The sequence below is a fragment of the Nonomuraea sp. NPDC050022 genome (assembly GCF_044460705.1).
Classification (GTDB): domain Bacteria; phylum Actinomycetota; class Actinomycetes; order Streptosporangiales; family Streptosporangiaceae; genus Nonomuraea.
In genome coordinates, this window is the sequence record NZ_JBITKE010000002.1 from 236,805 (window position 1) to 252,614 (window position 15,810).

Sequence of the window (15,810 nt, forward strand, 5' to 3'; positions counted from 1 at the left end):
TCTTAACGAAGTTAATTAGTGTTACGATGCCCATCATGCCTGCACCGCTCACCACTCCCGCGGCGGCCACCGTGTTCACCATGGTCCTGACGCAGGGGCCGGTCTCCCGGGTGGAGATCGCCAGGCGGACGGGGCTGTCGTCCGCCGCCGTCACCAAGGCGGCACGCCCGTTCATCGAGGCGGGCTATCTGGAAGAGCTGGAGGCCACGGACCGGCCGGGGCCCGGCGCGGGCCGGCCGGCCAGCCCGCTGGCCATCAAGCCGGACCGGGAGTTCTTCACCGGTGTGAAGATCACCGACGACGAGCTCATCGGCGTCGTCACCGACCTGCGCGCCCAGGTGCTCGTCGGCGCGCACCGCCCCCTGACGGCGTCCTCGCCCGAGGACGTGGTGGCGACGCTGGCCGACCTCGTGTCCGAGCTGCTCGCCGCCGACCCGGCCTACCGGCAGCGCTGCCACGCCCTGGGCCTGGCCGTGTCGGGCGATGTGGACAAGGCGCATGGCATGGTGCGCTACTCCCCCTTCCTCAACTGGCGGCAGGTGCCGCTGGCCCGGCTGGCCGCCGAGGCGACGGGGCTGCGGGTCACCGTCGAGAACGACGTCAAGTCCCTCACCGTGGCCGAGCAGTGGTTCGGCGAGGGCATCGGCGCGTCGTCGTTCGCGGTGGTCACGGTGGGGGTGGGCATCGGCTGCGGGCTGGTGGTGAACGACCGGATCGTGGCCGGCTCGCACGGCGTCGCCGGGGAGATCGGGCACGTCCCGGTCGGCGGCGAGGAGCCCGCGTGCCACTGCGGAGGGCGCGGCTGCGTCGAGGCGATCGCCGGGACCGCGCCCATCGTGGCCGCGATCCGCGCGGCCACCGGCGACACGTCGCTGACCATCGACGCGGCCATCGACGCCGCCCACGCGGGCGACGTGGCGGCGCGCGAGGTGTTCGCCAGGGCGGGGCACGCGATCGGGCTCGCCATGGCGGCCATGGCGAACCTCATCGGGCCCGAGCGCATCATCGTGACCGGCGACGTACAGGGGCTGGCGGCCTACGACCTGTTCGAGGAGCAGATCAGCCGGTCGTTCGCGAGCCAGGCATTCGGGGCGGCGGCCGACTGCCAGATCTTCCTGCGCCCCCGGCCCTTCGAGCAGTGGGCGCGCGGCGCGGCCTCGGTCGCCATCCAGACCTTCTTCACCCTCCAGGAGCGACAGTGACTCAGGGGTGGCAGTGACCGCGACGACCGGGATCTGGCAGCCGCACGACCGCGCTCCGGGCGAGACCCGCGAGGTGCGCCTCCGCGCGGGCACGACGGAGCTGACGGCGACGGCGGCGGCCGAGCTGACGTGGACCGTCACCGAGGACGCCGAGGGCGTTCACGAGGTGCGGATCACCCCGGACCGGCCCGCGGCCGTCCGCGTGGCGTGGCGGGTGCCGTGCCTGGCCGCCACGGCCTTCTGGGCGCCCGACGGCGGCGAGAACAGAGGGCTGCCGCCGTTCTGGCGCAAGCCCCGGGTGGCCGCCCTGGAGAAGAACGCCCCTGTGGGCTGCCTGGTGGGTGGCGGTGACGTGTCGCTGTGCACGTACGCCGTCGGCGAGGTGGTCCGGCCGGTGCACATCCGTACGGGGGTGGTGGAGGAGACCGGCGACTTCGGCTTCTGGGCCGAGCACGACGCCGAGCCCGGCGCCGGCCTGGTGCTGCGACTCGACCTCACCGGACGGCCCTTCGCCCGCACGCTCGCGGACGTGGCCGAGTGGTGGCGGGGCAACGTCCACGAGAACGAGTGGGCGCGGGGCGACGCCCGCGAGCCTGCGGACGCGGCCGAGGGGTGGCGCGGCCCGGCGGGAGAGGTGCCCGACGTGGCACGGATGCCCGCCTACTCGACCTGGTACGCCATGCAGCAGCACGTCGACGCCGTGAGCGTGGAGCGGCAGGCGGGCCCGGCGGCCGAGCTGGGCTGCGCGGCGATCATCGTGGACGACGGCTGGCACAGCGACGACCGCGGGCGCGGTTACGGGCACGTCGGCGAGTGGGAGCCCTCCGCCACGTCTTTTCCCGATATTTCAGGACACGTGGCGGCGGTCAAGCAGGCGGGGCTCGCCTACCTGCTCTGGTACGCCCTGCCGTTCGTCGGCCGCCACACCGCGCTCTGGGACCGCGTACAGCCCTACTCGCTGGCCTACAAGGAGCACATGAACGCGGTCATCGTCGACCCGCGTTACCCCTACATCCGCGAACTCCTCGCCGGCCACCTGACCCGCGCGGTCCAGGAGTGGGGCATGGACGGCCTGAAGATCGACTTCATCGACCAGTTCGCCGTGGAGGACCCGCCCGAGCCTGGGCCCGAGGCCGACTGCGCGACGGTCAACGAGGGCGTGCGCAGGCTGCTGGCCATGCTCCCCCGCGACTGCCTGGTGGAGCTGCGCCAGCCGTACGTGAGCCCGGGGCTGTGGCCGTACGCGACGATGGTCCGCGCCTCGGACTGCCCGCTCAGCCCCGCGCACAACCGCCAGCGCACGGTGGACCTGCGCCTGATCGCCGGGCCGCTGGCCGTGCACGCCGACATGCTGATGTGGCACCCGGACGAGACCCCGGAGCGGGTCGCGGCGCAGCTGGTCAACGTGCTGTTCGCGGTCCCGCAGATCTCGGTGGACCTCACCACGCAGACGCCGGAGCAGCTGGAGGTGCTGCGGTTCTGGCTGGGCTTCGTCAAGGAGCACGCCGATGTGCTGCAGCGCGGCGCGTTCGAACCGGCCCGTCCCGATCTGGTCTACCCGCAGGTCACGGCCCGCGCAGCGGACACGATGATCACCGCCCGCTACGCGCCGCTGCCGGTAACGGTCCCGGCAGCGGGCACGTTCTGGCTGGCCAACGCCGACGACTCGGCCGACGTGCTGCTCCAGGTCGGCCACTCCGGTACGGCCCGCGCCAGGGTCCAGACCTGCCGGGGCCGTACGGTGGACGACACGACGCTGGAGCTGTCCCCCGGCATGCACGCGATCACCGTGCCCACCGGCGGGCTGCTCCGGCTGGACCTGGGTTCAGAAGCCGCCTTGTAGGCGCTGGACCCGGGCCCAGAAGCCGCACCGTGCTGTGCCCGTTGGAGACGAAGGAGTGTCGCGATTTGTAGGCGTAGCAACTGCTGAAGAGCACCTGCTGGGATTGACGCGCTCCTCGCGCTGAAGAGGCGAGGATTCCTGTGCTGCTTACGCAGCAGTCCATGCCGCGTTAGCAGCACGAGCTGTGGAACAGGATGCTTGACGCTTCACCGACCCGCCTACCGGCAAGTCTCCACGTCCTGTCACCGCCCGGCGGCCTCGTCGTACCGATGAATCCAGAAAGTGATCTCACGGCCAGCTTGGTTATCGCTTGTACGTTCGATCACGAGAACCTTACCGTACGTGATCGAGACATCGCAAGCAGTTCCGGTGCCGCGAGGGCCAGCGCGCCGCCCGCCACGAGTAAACCGCGTCTGCTGAGGTCGTGTGCCATGTGGCCTGACTCCGTCCTTAGGGGGTGCTACGGCCCACGCCCCAGCAGGGCGTGGGCCGTACGGGCTCAGCTGATGACGATCTTGTCCAGCTCGGGACCCCTGGCCGTCAGGCTGAAGAACCGGATCGTGTTGACCCCGGCCACCAGGTCCACCGGCACGGTCGTGGTCGTCACGGTGTCCTTGGTCCCGGTCATCGGCACCTGGATGGAGTCGGCCCCGTTGACGCTGACCGCGAACGTCTGCGCGCCGTCCACCAGCGCGTGCACGGTCATCCGCCGGGTGCCGGTGGTCTCCGACAGCACGCCCTTGACCACGGCGTAGTCGTAGACGTTGCCGCCGATGAGGATCACCTTCCGGCCGCCCGAGCAGACCGCGCAGTAGGCGGGCTCGGCCGCGCCCTCCCACACGTTGCCCACTCGCTCGGCCTCGTAGGCGCCCGGACTCCGGTCCGGCGCCGGGAGCTTGACCGGCGGCGTCGCCGGGCCGAGCTGCCACGCCTTGAGGTCCTTGACCAGCAGGTACGTCTCCTGCAGCCCGGCGCTCTTGATGCTGCGGTAGATGCCCCACTTGGGCCGGTTGTACTGCTCCTGGGTCCACCACAGGTCGATGTGCTCGATCTTCTGGTCGGCGATCGTCCGGCGGCCGTCCGACAGGGTCCAGCGCATGTAACCGTCGTCGCTCGACTTGAACTCCAGCGTGGTGGTGACCCACTTGTTCTGGATGGGTTCCAGGTCGGCGGTGGCGAAGTCGTGCGAGGTGTTGTCCGGGAGCGTCCAGTAGCGGGCCGCGATCTTCTGCACGCCCCCGATGACCGGCAGCGAGATCTGCGCGATGGGGGTGCCGACGTCGGAGTTCTTGAGCTGCCAGATGTGGGTGAAGGAGGTGGTCGCGTCGAGCGTGTCCGGGATGTACATGCGGTAGCTGATCCGCCAGGTCTCGTCCTTGCGGATCTCCAGCGGGGCGCCCTTGCCATCGCGCATGCCGCGTACCTCGTTGCGCATGCGGTCGGAGCCGTCGCGGTCCTCCAGGTGGGCGGTGAAGCGCCAGGCGTCCTTGTCGGTGGAGACGTGCGGCAAGCCCTCGGGATGGGAGCCGCGCCGGTCGTCCTCCAGCGCCTCGAACGCCTGGACACCGTCCTTCTTGACGCTCGGATCCCAGCGCAGTTCCCAGCGCGGCGGCCGGGCCGCCTGGGTCTGCGACGGCCCCTCCGACGGGGTGGGGGTGCGCGCCGCCACCGCGGGGGTGGCGGTCGCGATCAGGGCGAGCGTGGCGAGCGCACCCGCGAGGCGGATGCCGTACTTCTTCACGGGTTGGCTACCTCGTCGGTGTCGGCCGCGCCGGCGGTCTGCTGTTCGGCGCGCAGGTTTCTGACCAGCAGGTACGTGTTCTGCAGGCCGGAGCTGTTGATGCTGCGGTAGATGCCCCACTTGGGGCGGAGGTAGTCGGTGTCGGCGCGCCAGAGGTCGGTGTTGTCCAGGCGCTTGTCGACCAGCGTCGTCGAGCCGTCCTTGAGCGTCCAGCGCAGGTAGCCGTTGTCGGCGGCCTTGAACTCGAAGGTGGTGTCGAGCCACTTGCCCTGGATCGGGTTCAGGTTGGTGTTGCCGACCTCGTGCGTCTGCTCGTCCTCGTCCCAGTAGCGGACGTTGATCTTCGGGGTGCCGCCCGAGATGGGCAGCGACATCGTGTAGAGGGGCGCGCCGGAGCCGGGCACCTTCATCTGCGCGATGTGGGTGAAGGAGGTGGTCGCGTCGAGCGAGGTCGGGATGTACAGCTGGTAGGAGATGCGCCAGACCTGGTTCTTGAGGATCTTGATATACGAGCTGCTGCTCGTCCGCATGCCCTTGACCTCGTTGCGCTGCCGGTCGTCGCCGTCGCGGTCCTGGGTGTGCATGTCGAAGCGGTAGGCGTCGCCGGAGACGTAGATGTGGGTGACGCCGGAGTGGGAGTCGGAGCGGTCGTCCTCGATGCCCTCGAATGCCTGGGCGACTGTCTGACTGGCGGGGTTCGGGTTCCAGCGCTGCGTCCAGACGGCCGCGGCGGTGGAGGTCGAGGCGGAGGCGGGTATCGCCGATAACGAGACGAGGGTGACGGCGGCGAGGGTGCCGCTCAGGCGCTTGATCATGAGGTCTCTCTCCTCAGATGGAGGGTGAACCCGCCGTTGGGGGATACGGCGAGGTCGAGCTTGCCCCCGGCCGACACCGTCGCCGTCTCGGCGAGGATGCCGTCGTCGGGGGCGTCCCGGTAGATCTCGGCCGTCCACTCCCCTTCGTCCAGGAAGTCGAGCGGCACGGTGAGCGTGCGGGCCTCGCCCGACACGCCCGCGCCGACGTACCATTCGCCGCCGCTCCTCCTGGCCAGCAGGATGTGGTCGGCGGGGTCGCCGGACAGCAGCCGCGTGTCGTCCCATGCGGTGGGGACGCCGGACAGCAGCCGCAGCGCCTCGGGCCTGGCCTCGTAGGCCTCGATGCCGTCGGCGAAGTGCTGGACGCCCGATTCGAAGATCACGGACAGCGCGAGCTCGAATCCGGCGGAGATGGTGCGGACCGCGGTGAAGGTGCACGGGGTGAAGTCCATCGGGCCCTGCACGTTGCGGGTGAACGCGAGCGACAGGTAGTGCGCGGGCGGGTAGAGCGGCAGCTTGCCGGGCTTCGGCTTGATCCACTCGGCGCCCTTGACCGCCTCGGCGGTCATGAACTGCGGCCAGGTGCGCTCGGTGCCGCGCGGGATCGTGCCGCCGTGGAAGACGACCATGAGCTTCAGCCGGGCGGTGGCGGCCAGGATGGAGTCGAACCAGCGCATCCGGTCCTGGCCGTCGGACTCGGTGAAGTCGATCTTGACACCGACGGCGCCCCACTCCTTCCAGAGCGCGAGCTTCTCGCGGTGTTCCAGCTCGGTGTCGACGTGCTGCCAGTGCGACCAGAGCCAGACGCCGACGTTCCTGGCCGCGGCGTAGGCGATCAGCTCGGGCATCCACTGCTTGTTCCATCCGGCGTCGGCCAGCATGTACGGCCAGCCGTGCGCGGCGGCGAAGTCGACCCAGCGCTTCTGCTCGTCCAGGTCACGGGTGGAGGGGCCGTCGGACCACCACGACCAGGCCGCCGCGCCGGGCCGGATCCACGAGGTGTCGTCCACCGCCGAGGGCGCGGCCAGGCTGGTCACCAGGTCGCTGGCGACGATGGTGGCCAGCTCGCCGATGATCATCGTGCGCCACGGGGTGACGAGCGGGCTGGCCGCCGTCACGTACGGGTCGGGCAGGTCGAGGCGGAAGGCGTGGCCGTCGAAGCGCAGCCGGGTGCCCGCGTAGCCGCTGTCCAGGTTCGACTCGGTGACCAGCAGCCAGGTGTCGCCGATCTGGAAGAGCGACGGGTAGCCGTACAGGATGGGCTCGGCGTCGGCGACCTGGCCATGCCGGTGGATCTCCTCGTAGTCGCAGCGCCCGTTCTCGTACGGCAGGAGAACCGCACGGGCCTCCCCCGGCACCACATACTCCGAAATTTCATCAGTTATGGTCACCGGTCCGGTCCACGGCACCACGTACCGATACGCCACGCCGTGGCCGCCTATCCGCACCTCCAGGTAGAGCCGGTGCGCGCCCTTGGTGAACGACAGCGTCCACTCCTTGGCCGCGTACTGGTGCTCTCGCCGCTTGCCGGTGACCGTCTCATAGGACTCCGTCACCTGCCGGGACGACATCCCGTCGAAGACCAGGCCGGTGCTCAGGTCCTCGTGCGCGGACCGCAGGCCCAGCCTGGACGGCCGCACCACCACCCGGCCGTCGCGCCGCACCTCCAGGGTCGGCTCGCCATCGGCCGAGAGCTCGATCGCGACTTCCAGGTCTTCGTCACTGAGCGTCCATTGCGACACAGGGCCTCCAAACAGAGATAGGAGGAGTGAGCCGAACTCATCGGCAACCCACTCGGGCCCGCCGGCTCGGGCAGGGCAGCCGACGCCAACCCCACTGAGCTCCTCACAACGTGCCTGAGCCTAGGTTGCAAGCGCTTGCAATTCAATTCTTGACGAAGTTAATTACCAGGTCTACGGTACGGGCCATGCCTCGCGCATCGGACGATGACGGATCCACACATCGGATCTCTCCCGCTCGGCTGGCCGAATTCCAGCGCCGGACGTGGCGATGGCAGTGATCGAGCTCTTTCTCTGAAAGGCCCACCCCATGGAGATGAACCGTCGGCAGATGCTGGCCCTGGCAGTGGCGGCCGCGGCCATGCCCGCGCTGTCGGCCTGCGGCGACAGCCGTCAGTCGAAGCAGGCCGCAGCCCCGGTCAAGTCGGGCGCGCAAGTGATCGACCCGAACCGGCCGGCCAGCGATGACTGGCCGTTCGAGGAGGCCGAGCAGCTCAACAACTCGCTGACCTGGCCGAAGACGGACGTTCCCGACCCGGCGTCCAAGGTCGTGATCACGCTGGGGTTCACCACGGACGCCGTCACCGAGGTACGCAACGCGCAGTTCGACTTCTTCTTCAAAAAGCGCCACCCGAACATCGAGATCAAGCGCGAGTCGGCGCCGTTCGACCAGTTCCTCACCAAGTACATGGCGCAGGCCGCCGGCGGCTCACTGCCTGACGTGCTCTACAACCACTACTCCTGGACGCAGAACCTCATCGCCAACAAGATCCTGCAGCCGCTGGACGACTACATCGCCAAGACGCCCGAGTTCGACATGAACGACATCCCGCAGCGCGGGCTCGGCTACTTCAAGCGGGACGGCGCGCTGTACGGGCTGCCCACCGACATGGCGCCCAAGCTGCTCTTCTACAACAAGGACCTGTTCGACAAGGCCGGGCTGGACTACCCGGACGAGAGCTGGACGTGGGACAAGCTCTTCGAGACGGCCAAGAAGATGACCAGCGGGTCGGGGGCGGAGAAGATCTACGGCGTCTCGCCGATGCCCAAACCCGCGCCGGACCTGAGCTCCGTCTACCTGATGCCGTACGGCGGGCGGTTCCTGGACGCGGCCGAGTCCAAGGTGCTCATCACCGATCCGAAGGCCAGGGACGTCATGGCCCGCTGGATGGACCTGCTGCTCAAGGACAAGGCGGTGCCCAGCCTGGCCGAGCTGCAACTGCTGGAGAAGGTCGATCCGTTCAAGTCCGGGCACGCGGCCCTGTTCCTCAACGGCGCGTGGGTCATGCTGGAACTGTCCAAGCAGAAGGCGTTCAAGTGGGGCGCCACGCAGGTGCCCAAGGGGCCGGAGGGCCGCACCACTCCGGCCGTGGGCAGCGCGCTGGTGATGGCGGCCTCGTCGCAGAACAAGGACGCCGCCTGGATCTACATGCACGAGTTCCTGTCCGCCTCCGGCTACAAGTTCCGCCGGATCGCCGCGCCGGCCCGCCAGTCCGCGTGGGAGGACACCGCCAAGGCGCTCGACATCCCGGCGGAGCAGGCGGACCTGGTCAAGAAGATCATGGCCGACTACGCCTCGGACGACGGCGTGCTGCGGCTGCCGGCCAACAAGAAGGTCGTGGACACCGCCATACCGATCTGGGAGCGGGCGCAGCTCGGCAAGATCGGCGTGGACGACGCGCTGAAGGAGATCGCCGACAAGGTCACACCGGTCCTGGCTGAGAACAAAGTCGCATGACCGCGGTGAGCGCCCGCGGCACTCTGGCCCGCAGGGAGGCGCGGCGCTTCTACCTGTTCACCTCGCCGTGGACGATCGGCTTCGTGCTCTTCAGCGTGGGCCCGATCCTGGCCGCGATAGTGCTCAGCTTCATGAAGTGGAACCTGCTCCAGTCGCCGACATGGGTGGGCCTGGCCAACTACGAGCGCATGTTCAACGACCCCGAGTTCTGGGAGTCGATCGGGAACACCGTGGAGTACGGCGTGGGCGCGGTGACGCTCGGCGTGACGTTCACGTTCCTGCTGGCGTTGCTGCTCAACCAGCCGCTGCGCTTCCAGGGCCTGTTCCGTACCGTGATGTACCTGCCCTCGGTGGTGTCGGGCCTGGCCACCGCGCTGCTGTGGCTGAACATCCTGCACCCCGACTACGGGCTGATCAACAAGGTGCTGGCCTCGATCGGCATCGAGGGGCCCGGGTGGCTGGCCTCGCAGGAGTGGGCCATCCCCGGGCTCGTGCTGATGAGCGTGTGGGGCGCGGGCAACACGATCGTCATCTACCTGGCCGGTCTGCAGGGCATCCCGAAGACGCTCTACGAGGCGGCCGAGATCGACGGCGCCGGGTGGTGGCGGCGCTTCTGGAGCGTGACGGTGCCGATGATGTCGCCGGTCATCTTCTTCAACGTGGTGACCGGGTTCATCGCCGCCCTGCAGAGCTACGTGCTCATCCTCGTCATGACCGAGGGCGGCCCCGGCAACGCCACGATGGTGCTGGGCCTCTACATCTACCGGCACGCCTTCGTCTATTTCGACATGGGCTACGCGGCCACGCTGTCGTGGGCGATGTTCGTGCTGGTCATCGCCGTGACCGCGATCCAGTTCAGCCTGGCCAGGCGCTGGGTGCACTACGAATTCAAGTGAGGTACGCCGATGCTCGTCGAGACCGCGGCGCATGATCGGGCGCCCGCGCGCACCAGGCCGGGGCCGCCCCTGTCCGTGGAGCAGGCCGAACGGATCAGGCGGATCCGGCGCACCGGCGCCTACGTCCTGCTCATCGTCAGCTCGGCGGTGTTCCTGCTGCCGTTCCTGTGGATGTTGACGACCTCGCTGAAGTCCGACGCGGACAACCTGGCCTTCCCGCCGCAGTGGCTACCTGACTCCTTCCACTTCGAGAATTACGTCAAGGGCTGGTCGGGCTCGCTGCCGTTCACGAAGTTCCTGATGAACACCATCGTGATCACCGCGCTGTCCATGGCCGGCAACCTCCTCTCCTGCGTGCTGCCCGCCTACGCCTTCGCCAGGATGCGGGCGCCGGCGGCCGGCATCATGTTCGGCGCGCTGATGGCGACCATGATGATCCCCCGTGAGATCACCCTGGTGCCGAAGTTCATCATGTTCTCCAAGCTCGGCTGGGTGGACACGTATCTGCCGCTGATCGTGCCGGAGTTCTTCGGCGTGGCGCTCTACATCTTCCTGCTGCGGCAGTTCTTCACCACGATCCCGCAGGAGCTCATCGACGCCGCCCGCATCGACGGCGCCTCGGAACTGCGCATCCTGTGGAGCGTCATGCTGCCGCTGGCCAGGCCGGCGATCGCGGCGATCTGCCTGTTCTCCTTCGTCGGGAACTGGAACCAGTATCTGGAGAACTCCATCTACCTCCGGTCGGTGGATAAGATCACCCTCGCACAAGGGCTGGGCATGTTCAGCGGCCAGTACGTTACTCAGTACAACCAGATGATGGCCGTCTCGATCATCTCCATGATGCCCATCCTTATCGTCTTTTTCCTGGCCCAGAAAACGTTCATCCGGGGCGTGACGCTGACCGGAATCGCAGGAAGGTGAGCTGTTTGAACTACGAACGCCAGCCGTACAGGAGATGTGGCCGCAGCGGTCTGCGACTGCCCGCGGTCTCGCTTGGCCTGTGGCACAACTTCGGCGGCGGCAAGCCGCTGGACAGCCAGCGGGCGATCCTGCACAAGGCGCTCGACCTTGGCATCACCCATTTCGACATCGCCGACAGATACGGTCCACCGCTCGGGGCCGCCGAGTCGACGTTCGGCACGATCTTCCGTCAGGACCTGCGCGGTCACCGCGACGAGATCGTGGTCACCACCAAGGGCAGCAACCCCATGTGGGACGGCCCTTACGGCAAGGGCAACTCGCGCAAGCACCTGCTGGCCACGCTGGACCGCTCGCTGGACCGGCTCGGCCTGGACTTCGTGGACATCTTCTACCTGCACCGCGACGACGAGGAGACGCCGCTGGAAGAGCAGGTGAGCACGCTCGACCACATGGTGCGCACCGGCCGTGTCCTCTACGCCGGGGTCTCCAACTTCTCCCCCGAGCGTACGGCGGCGGCCGCCCGGCTGATGCGCGAGCTCGGCACCCCGCTGGTGGTGCACCAGCCGGTGTACTCGATGGTCAGGCGGGGCATCGAGGAGTCGCTGCTGGGCGTGCTGGAGCAGGAGGGCATGGGCTGCGTCGTCTACTCGCCGCTGGCGCAGGGCCTGCTGACCGACCGCTATCTGAACGGCATCCCCGCGGACTCGCGGGCGGCCGAGGGCCGCTTCCTCACGGCCGACCGGGTCACGCCGGAGATGCTGGCCTTCGTCCGCGCCCTGGGCGAGCTCGCCTCGGCCCGCGGGCAGTCGGTGGCCCAGCTGGCGCTGGCCTGGGCCCTGCGGGACCCGCGTATCACGTCGGTCCTGGTGGGCGCGTCGAGCCCCGAGCAACTGGAGGCGAACGTCGCGGCCGTCGACCGGCTCGACTTCACCGGCGACGAACTGTCCCAGATCGACCGGGCCGCCAAGGAAGCGGGTGTCGATGCGTAGCAAGCTTCATCTGGCGCCGACGTGATAGCCCTCCCCAGGGTGGGCCTGGGCGGCGGACCCCTCGGGAACTACCTCCATCCCATCTCCGACGCCCAGGCCCAGGCCGTCATCGACACGGCCTGGGCGGACGGGGTCCGTTACTTCGACACGGCCCCGTTCTACGGCTTCGGCTTGGCCGAGCAGCGCCTGGGCGAGGCGCTGCGCGGCCGCCCCCGGTCGGAGTACCTCCTGTCGACCAAGGTCGGCCGCCTGGTCCGGCCCGGCGCCAACGGGTCGCCCGGGGCGGGCATCTTCGCGGTGCCCGACGATCGGCACGTCGTGTGGGACTTCACCCGCGACGGCGTCCTGCGCAGCGTCTCGGACTCCCTGGAGCGCCTCGGCCTGGACCGGATCGACATCCTGCTCATCCACGACCCCGACCACCACTGGCCGCAGGCCCTGGACGAGGCCTACCCCGCCCTGGCCGACCTGCGCGCCCAGGGTGTGGTGCGGGCGATCGGCGTTGGCATGAACCAGTCGCGGATGCTCGTCGACTTCGTCAAGCGCGCCGACCCGGACCTCCTGCTCGCCGCCAACCAGTGCACGCTGCTGCGCCGGTCGGCGTTCGAGGAGCTGTTGCCCCTGTGCCAGGAGCGCGCCATCCCCGTCGTCGCGGCCAGCCTGTTGCACCGCGGCGAGCTGGCCGGGCCATCGGCCGACGCCTCCGAGGAGGTGCGGCGGGTCGCGGCAGCCTGCCGGGAGCACGAGGTCCCGATCACGGCCGCGGCCCTGCAGTTCCCGTTCCGGCATCCCGCGGTGCACTCGATCCTGGTCGGTGCCCACGAACCAGAGCAGGTCACCGCCAACCTGGCCGCCCTGCGCCACCCCGTACCCGACGCCCTGTGGCAGGACCTGGGACCTAGCTGATCGGCTCCTTGTAGACGAGCAGGTAGCGCCAGAACAGCAGGCGGCGGATCGAGGCTCCGGGCAGCAGCGTCGCCGCCTCGGCGGCGATCTCCGGCAGCGTCATCATGGCCTTGGCGACCACCATCTCGGTGGGAGCCTCCGCCTCCTGCGGCCGGGCCGCCGAAAGAAGGCGCGCGGCCGCGTTCACCGGCACCGCGCACAGGCTGACCGCGTAGTCCGCGGGCACGCTCTCCCGATAGCAGCCCAGGATCGCGAGCACCCCGCCGGGAGCGAGCGATCCGCGTAACCGGCTGACCGTCTCGAAGGGCACATGGTGGATGCTGGCCAGGCACGAGACGAAGTCGTACTTGCCTCGCGGCAACTCGGCCACCGCGATGTCGGCGTGCTCGTACTGTACGGGACCCGGGATCGAGCGGGCCGCCTCGACGGCCTCGGCGGAGGAGTCGATCGCGTCGACCACCAGCCCCCGCGCGGCCAGCCGCCGCGTGAACAGCCCGGTCCCGCAGCCCACGTCCAGGGCGGTCCCGGCGCCCTCGGGGATCTGCTTGAGCAGAAGCGGATGATAGTGGTCATTGTGACTGAACGACATGACACGCAAAGCTACCGCTGCGGAAGCAGCTTGATCGTGCTTTCGGCGTGCCGTTCCACCTGGGCGCGGCTGTACAGGAGCGGGAAGTAGTCGCCCGTCCGCCAGCGCTCCGCCAGATCCCGGTAATGCGGGCTGCGCGGATCGCCGGACTGGCCGGGGGCGTTGACCGCGCGGGAGTCGTCCCATTTGCCGACGTCGAGCACCATCTTGAACGACGCTCCGGACGACTGCTGGTAGGTGGCGGCGTTGTAGGAGGAGGCGTCCACCGTGTACGCCGAACCGCCCCGGGGAAAGGGACCCACGTTCGCGCCGACGGGGCTGGTGAACTCCGTGTACTGCAGCGCGCCCCACTTCCACAGCCGCGGGTCGGCACCGAGCCGCCCGGCGACCTCACGGTAGGCGGCGGCCAGCGTCGTGGCCAGCAGGTCGTCCCGCACGGTCTTACCGTCGGTCCCGAACCAGCGTTCTGGGTTCTCCAGCGCGTCGATCAGCACGCGGACGTCGAGGACGGGGATGGCGTCCGCCACCGCCGGCGGCAGCACGGCGCGGCGGAAGGCGGGCACCAGGTGACGCGAGAGCCACGGCTCGAACAGGGCCGCCTCGGGCGAGTCCGCGTCCGTCGCCCCGCCCCAGGGCCGGAGCAGCGCCAGCGCCCGCTGAGTGTCCGGATCCGCGCTCGTCAGGCCGGCGAGCACGCGCACGCTCCGCTGGGCGGGCTTGGACACCTTGTCGGCCTGCAGACGGATCGAGTCCTCGACCGAACTCCGTGGCCTCGCCGCGAGCACCTCGTCGATCCGCTGCTTGCGGTAGGGAGGATCCCACTCGAACCCCACCTGGATCGGGTGGTTCGCGGGCAGGTCGAACTCGTTCGCCGAAGAGATCAGCCCTCGCGGCGGATTGTAGGAGCGAGGCAGCCGGGCCCCGTCGTAGAAGCCCTTCCATTCGTAGCGGCCGTCGCCCGGCACGGGCAGCAGGCCGTCATAGCCGTTGCGCCGGGGGGTGAGACCGCCGGGCACCCAGCCGATGTTGCCGGAGGTGTCGGCGTACACCTGGTTCTCGGGCGGACCGCCCCACGTGCTCATGGCCGCGGCGAACTGCTTGAAGTCGCGGGCGCCCATGTACGTCAGGCTGCCGAAGTAAGGGGACGTGCCGGGCTCCAGCCAGGTGGTGCGCAGGGCGTACGCGAGGTTGCGCGGCTTGTCGATCTTGAGCACGGGACCGTGCCTGGTGAAGGGCAACTCCACGTCGACCGGCGAGCCGCCCGCGACCGGCACCTTCTCGGTGATCGTCGTGAAGCGCTCCCAGCCGTCGCCGTACCGGTACCTGCCCGGGTCGGCGGGATCGAGCTGGTAGACGTAGAGATCTTCCTGGTCGGTGCCGAAGATGGTCAGGCCGAAGGCGACCGTGCCGTTGTGGCCGATCGAGATCCCCGGAAGCGCGGGTTCACCGGCCCCGATGACGTCGATCCCGGGCGCCGACAGATGGGCCATGTAGCGCAGGGAGGGCGCCGTCAGCGACCGGTGCGGGTCGCTGGCCAGGATGGGACGGCCCGTCGCGGAGCGGCCCGGCGAGACCGCCCAGCTGTTGCTGCCTTCACTGGCCGCAGGGTCGGCAGGGGCCAGGCGTAGCGCGCCGTTCTGGAAGACCACGCCCCGCGTGGCCAGATCGTAGGTCCGCAGCACGTCCACGGGCACGGAGCAGGGATCGAGCCCTTTGGGCAGAGTCGTGGTGTGTTCGGGTTCCAGCTGCCACAGGGCTCCGGCGGCCTCGATTCCGCCCGCGCAGGCGATGAGCGAGCGGAGCACCTCGCTGAAGACGTTCTTGGAGATGCCGTGGCTTCTGATCCGCACCACGTCCTCCGGCCGCCAGAGCGCGGGCGTGTATCCCAGCTGCCGGAACTCGGGCGGCATGCGGTCCGGATTCCGTTCGAGCCACCGTACGTAGGCGTTGACACCCTCGGTGAAGCGGGTCGCCGCCTGCTTGGCTCCGGGGCCGTAGCTCGCCCATTCCCGGTCCATGTTCCCGCGATACAGGAACATCCTCGTCGCCTTGTCCTGCTCCACGTACGCGGAGCCGAACACCGCGGAGAGCTCTCCCAAACCGCGGCGGCGCCAGAGGTCGATCTGGAACAGCCGGTCCCTGGCGGCGTTGAACCCCTGGGCGAGGAAGAGGTCGTCGGTGTTTCGGGCGTAGATGTGCGGCACACCCCACTCGTCCACCACCAGCTCGACCGGCTGCCTGAGCCCCGGGACGACCTGCTCCGTGGCCTGCCGTGACTGCGCCACGACGGGCGGCGCCGTCAGGCTCAGCACAAGGACGGCGGCCAGCACCGCTCCGGCACGCAGGCGTCTCCGCATGGCACAGCACCTCTCGGTGGGGTCCGGGACTCCATGACAGGACGCCTGCGGTGATTTCGGCCAGGGAAGTCGGG

12 protein-coding genes are annotated in these 15,810 nt (G+C 69.3%); 7 read left to right on the top strand and 5 right to left on the bottom strand.

All coding sequences use genetic code 11. The features are described from left to right. Window positions 1–35: 35 nt before the first annotated feature. Both ACIBO2_RS07570 and ACIBO2_RS07575 read left to right on the top strand, forming a co-directional pair. Complete coding sequence (locus ACIBO2_RS07570; protein WP_358538382.1) at window positions 36–1,202, top strand: ROK family transcriptional regulator; 1,167 nt, start codon at window positions 36–38, stop codon at window positions 1,200–1,202. 13 nt (window positions 1,203–1,215) lie between these two features. Beyond that, window positions 1,216–3,045, top strand: a complete 1,830-nt coding sequence (locus ACIBO2_RS07575; RefSeq protein WP_397295876.1) for a glycoside hydrolase family 36 protein — start codon at window positions 1,216–1,218, stop codon at window positions 3,043–3,045. A 499-nt stretch (window positions 3,046–3,544) separates the two neighbouring features. Here the strand turns inward: ACIBO2_RS07575 and ACIBO2_RS07580 are convergent, their stop codons facing one another. From ACIBO2_RS07580 to ACIBO2_RS07590, 3 genes are read right to left on the bottom strand one after another with little or no spacing between them, the layout of a single operon-like run. Further along, window positions 3,545–4,786 (bottom strand): hypothetical protein, encoded by a 1,242-nt coding sequence (locus ACIBO2_RS07580; RefSeq protein WP_397295878.1) that lies wholly within the window; start codon window positions 4,784–4,786, stop codon window positions 3,545–3,547. Further along, entirely contained in the window at window positions 4,783–5,601 is an 819-nt protein-coding gene (locus ACIBO2_RS07585; RefSeq protein ID WP_358538391.1) for a hypothetical protein, read from the bottom strand. The genes ACIBO2_RS07580 and ACIBO2_RS07585 overlap by 4 nt, the downstream gene beginning before the upstream one ends. Continuing rightward, entirely contained in the window at window positions 5,598–7,343 is a 1,746-nt protein-coding gene (locus tag ACIBO2_RS07590) for a glycoside hydrolase family 97 catalytic domain-containing protein (RefSeq protein ID WP_397295881.1), read from the bottom strand. The genes ACIBO2_RS07585 and ACIBO2_RS07590 overlap by 4 nt, the downstream gene beginning before the upstream one ends. Window positions 7,344–7,650: 307 nt before the next feature. On the opposite strand from ACIBO2_RS07590, the gene ACIBO2_RS07595 reads away from it, so the two are divergent. From ACIBO2_RS07595 to ACIBO2_RS07615, 5 genes are read left to right on the top strand one after another with little or no spacing between them, the layout of a single operon-like run. Next, a complete protein-coding gene (locus ACIBO2_RS07595) occupies window positions 7,651–9,078 on the top strand; it encodes a sugar ABC transporter substrate-binding protein (protein ID WP_358538395.1) in 1,428 nt (475 codons plus the stop codon). Further along, window positions 9,075–9,974: a sugar ABC transporter permease gene (locus ACIBO2_RS07600; RefSeq protein ID WP_358538397.1), complete on the top strand. Its 900-nt coding sequence runs from the start codon at window positions 9,075–9,077 to the stop codon at window positions 9,972–9,974. Before ACIBO2_RS07595 ends, ACIBO2_RS07600 begins: the two co-directional genes overlap by 4 nt. A 9-nt stretch (window positions 9,975–9,983) precedes the next feature. Beyond that, complete coding sequence (locus ACIBO2_RS07605) at window positions 9,984–10,895, top strand: carbohydrate ABC transporter permease (protein ID WP_358538400.1); 912 nt, start codon at window positions 9,984–9,986, stop codon at window positions 10,893–10,895. A 5-nt stretch (window positions 10,896–10,900) separates the two neighbouring features. Further along, window positions 10,901–11,884 (top strand): aldo/keto reductase, encoded by a 984-nt coding sequence (locus ACIBO2_RS07610; RefSeq protein WP_358538402.1) that lies wholly within the window; start codon window positions 10,901–10,903, stop codon window positions 11,882–11,884. Between the two features lie 21 nt (window positions 11,885–11,905). Beyond that, a complete protein-coding gene (locus ACIBO2_RS07615; RefSeq protein WP_358538405.1) occupies window positions 11,906–12,790 on the top strand; it encodes an aldo/keto reductase in 885 nt (294 codons plus the stop codon). On the opposite strand, the gene ACIBO2_RS07620 is transcribed toward ACIBO2_RS07615, so the two are convergent. Further along, the gene (locus ACIBO2_RS07620) at window positions 12,783–13,379 is read right to left on the bottom strand and encodes a class I SAM-dependent methyltransferase (RefSeq protein WP_397295884.1); all 597 of its coding nucleotides are present in this window, start codon (window positions 13,377–13,379) and stop codon (window positions 12,783–12,785) included. The genes ACIBO2_RS07615 and ACIBO2_RS07620 overlap by 8 nt on opposite strands. 11 nt (window positions 13,380–13,390) lie before the next feature. Beyond that, window positions 13,391–15,736: a penicillin acylase family protein gene (locus ACIBO2_RS07625; protein ID WP_397295886.1), complete on the bottom strand. Its 2,346-nt coding sequence runs from the start codon at window positions 15,734–15,736 to the stop codon at window positions 13,391–13,393. Window positions 15,737–15,810: the final 74 nt, after the last annotated feature.

Excerpts from the sequence above, each read along its gene's own strand:
- ACIBO2_RS07570 (WP_358538382.1), top strand. The coding sequence starts at position 36 with ATGCCTGCACCGCTCACCACTCCCGCGGCGGCCACCGTGTTCACCATG.
- ACIBO2_RS07585 (WP_358538391.1), bottom strand. The coding sequence starts at position 5,601 with ATGATCAAGCGCCTGAGCGGCACCCTCGCCGCCGTCACCCTCGTCTCG.
- ACIBO2_RS07595 (WP_358538395.1), top strand. The coding sequence starts at position 7,651 with ATGGAGATGAACCGTCGGCAGATGCTGGCCCTGGCAGTGGCGGCCGCG.
- ACIBO2_RS07600 (WP_358538397.1), top strand. The coding sequence starts at position 9,075 with ATGACCGCGGTGAGCGCCCGCGGCACTCTGGCCCGCAGGGAGGCGCGG.
- ACIBO2_RS07605 (WP_358538400.1), top strand. The coding sequence starts at position 9,984 with ATGCTCGTCGAGACCGCGGCGCATGATCGGGCGCCCGCGCGCACCAGG.
- ACIBO2_RS07620 (WP_397295884.1), bottom strand. The coding sequence starts at position 13,379 with ATGTCGTTCAGTCACAATGACCACTATCATCCGCTTCTGCTCAAGCAG.
- ACIBO2_RS07625 (WP_397295886.1), bottom strand. The coding sequence starts at position 15,736 with ATGCGGAGACGCCTGCGTGCCGGAGCGGTGCTGGCCGCCGTCCTTGTG.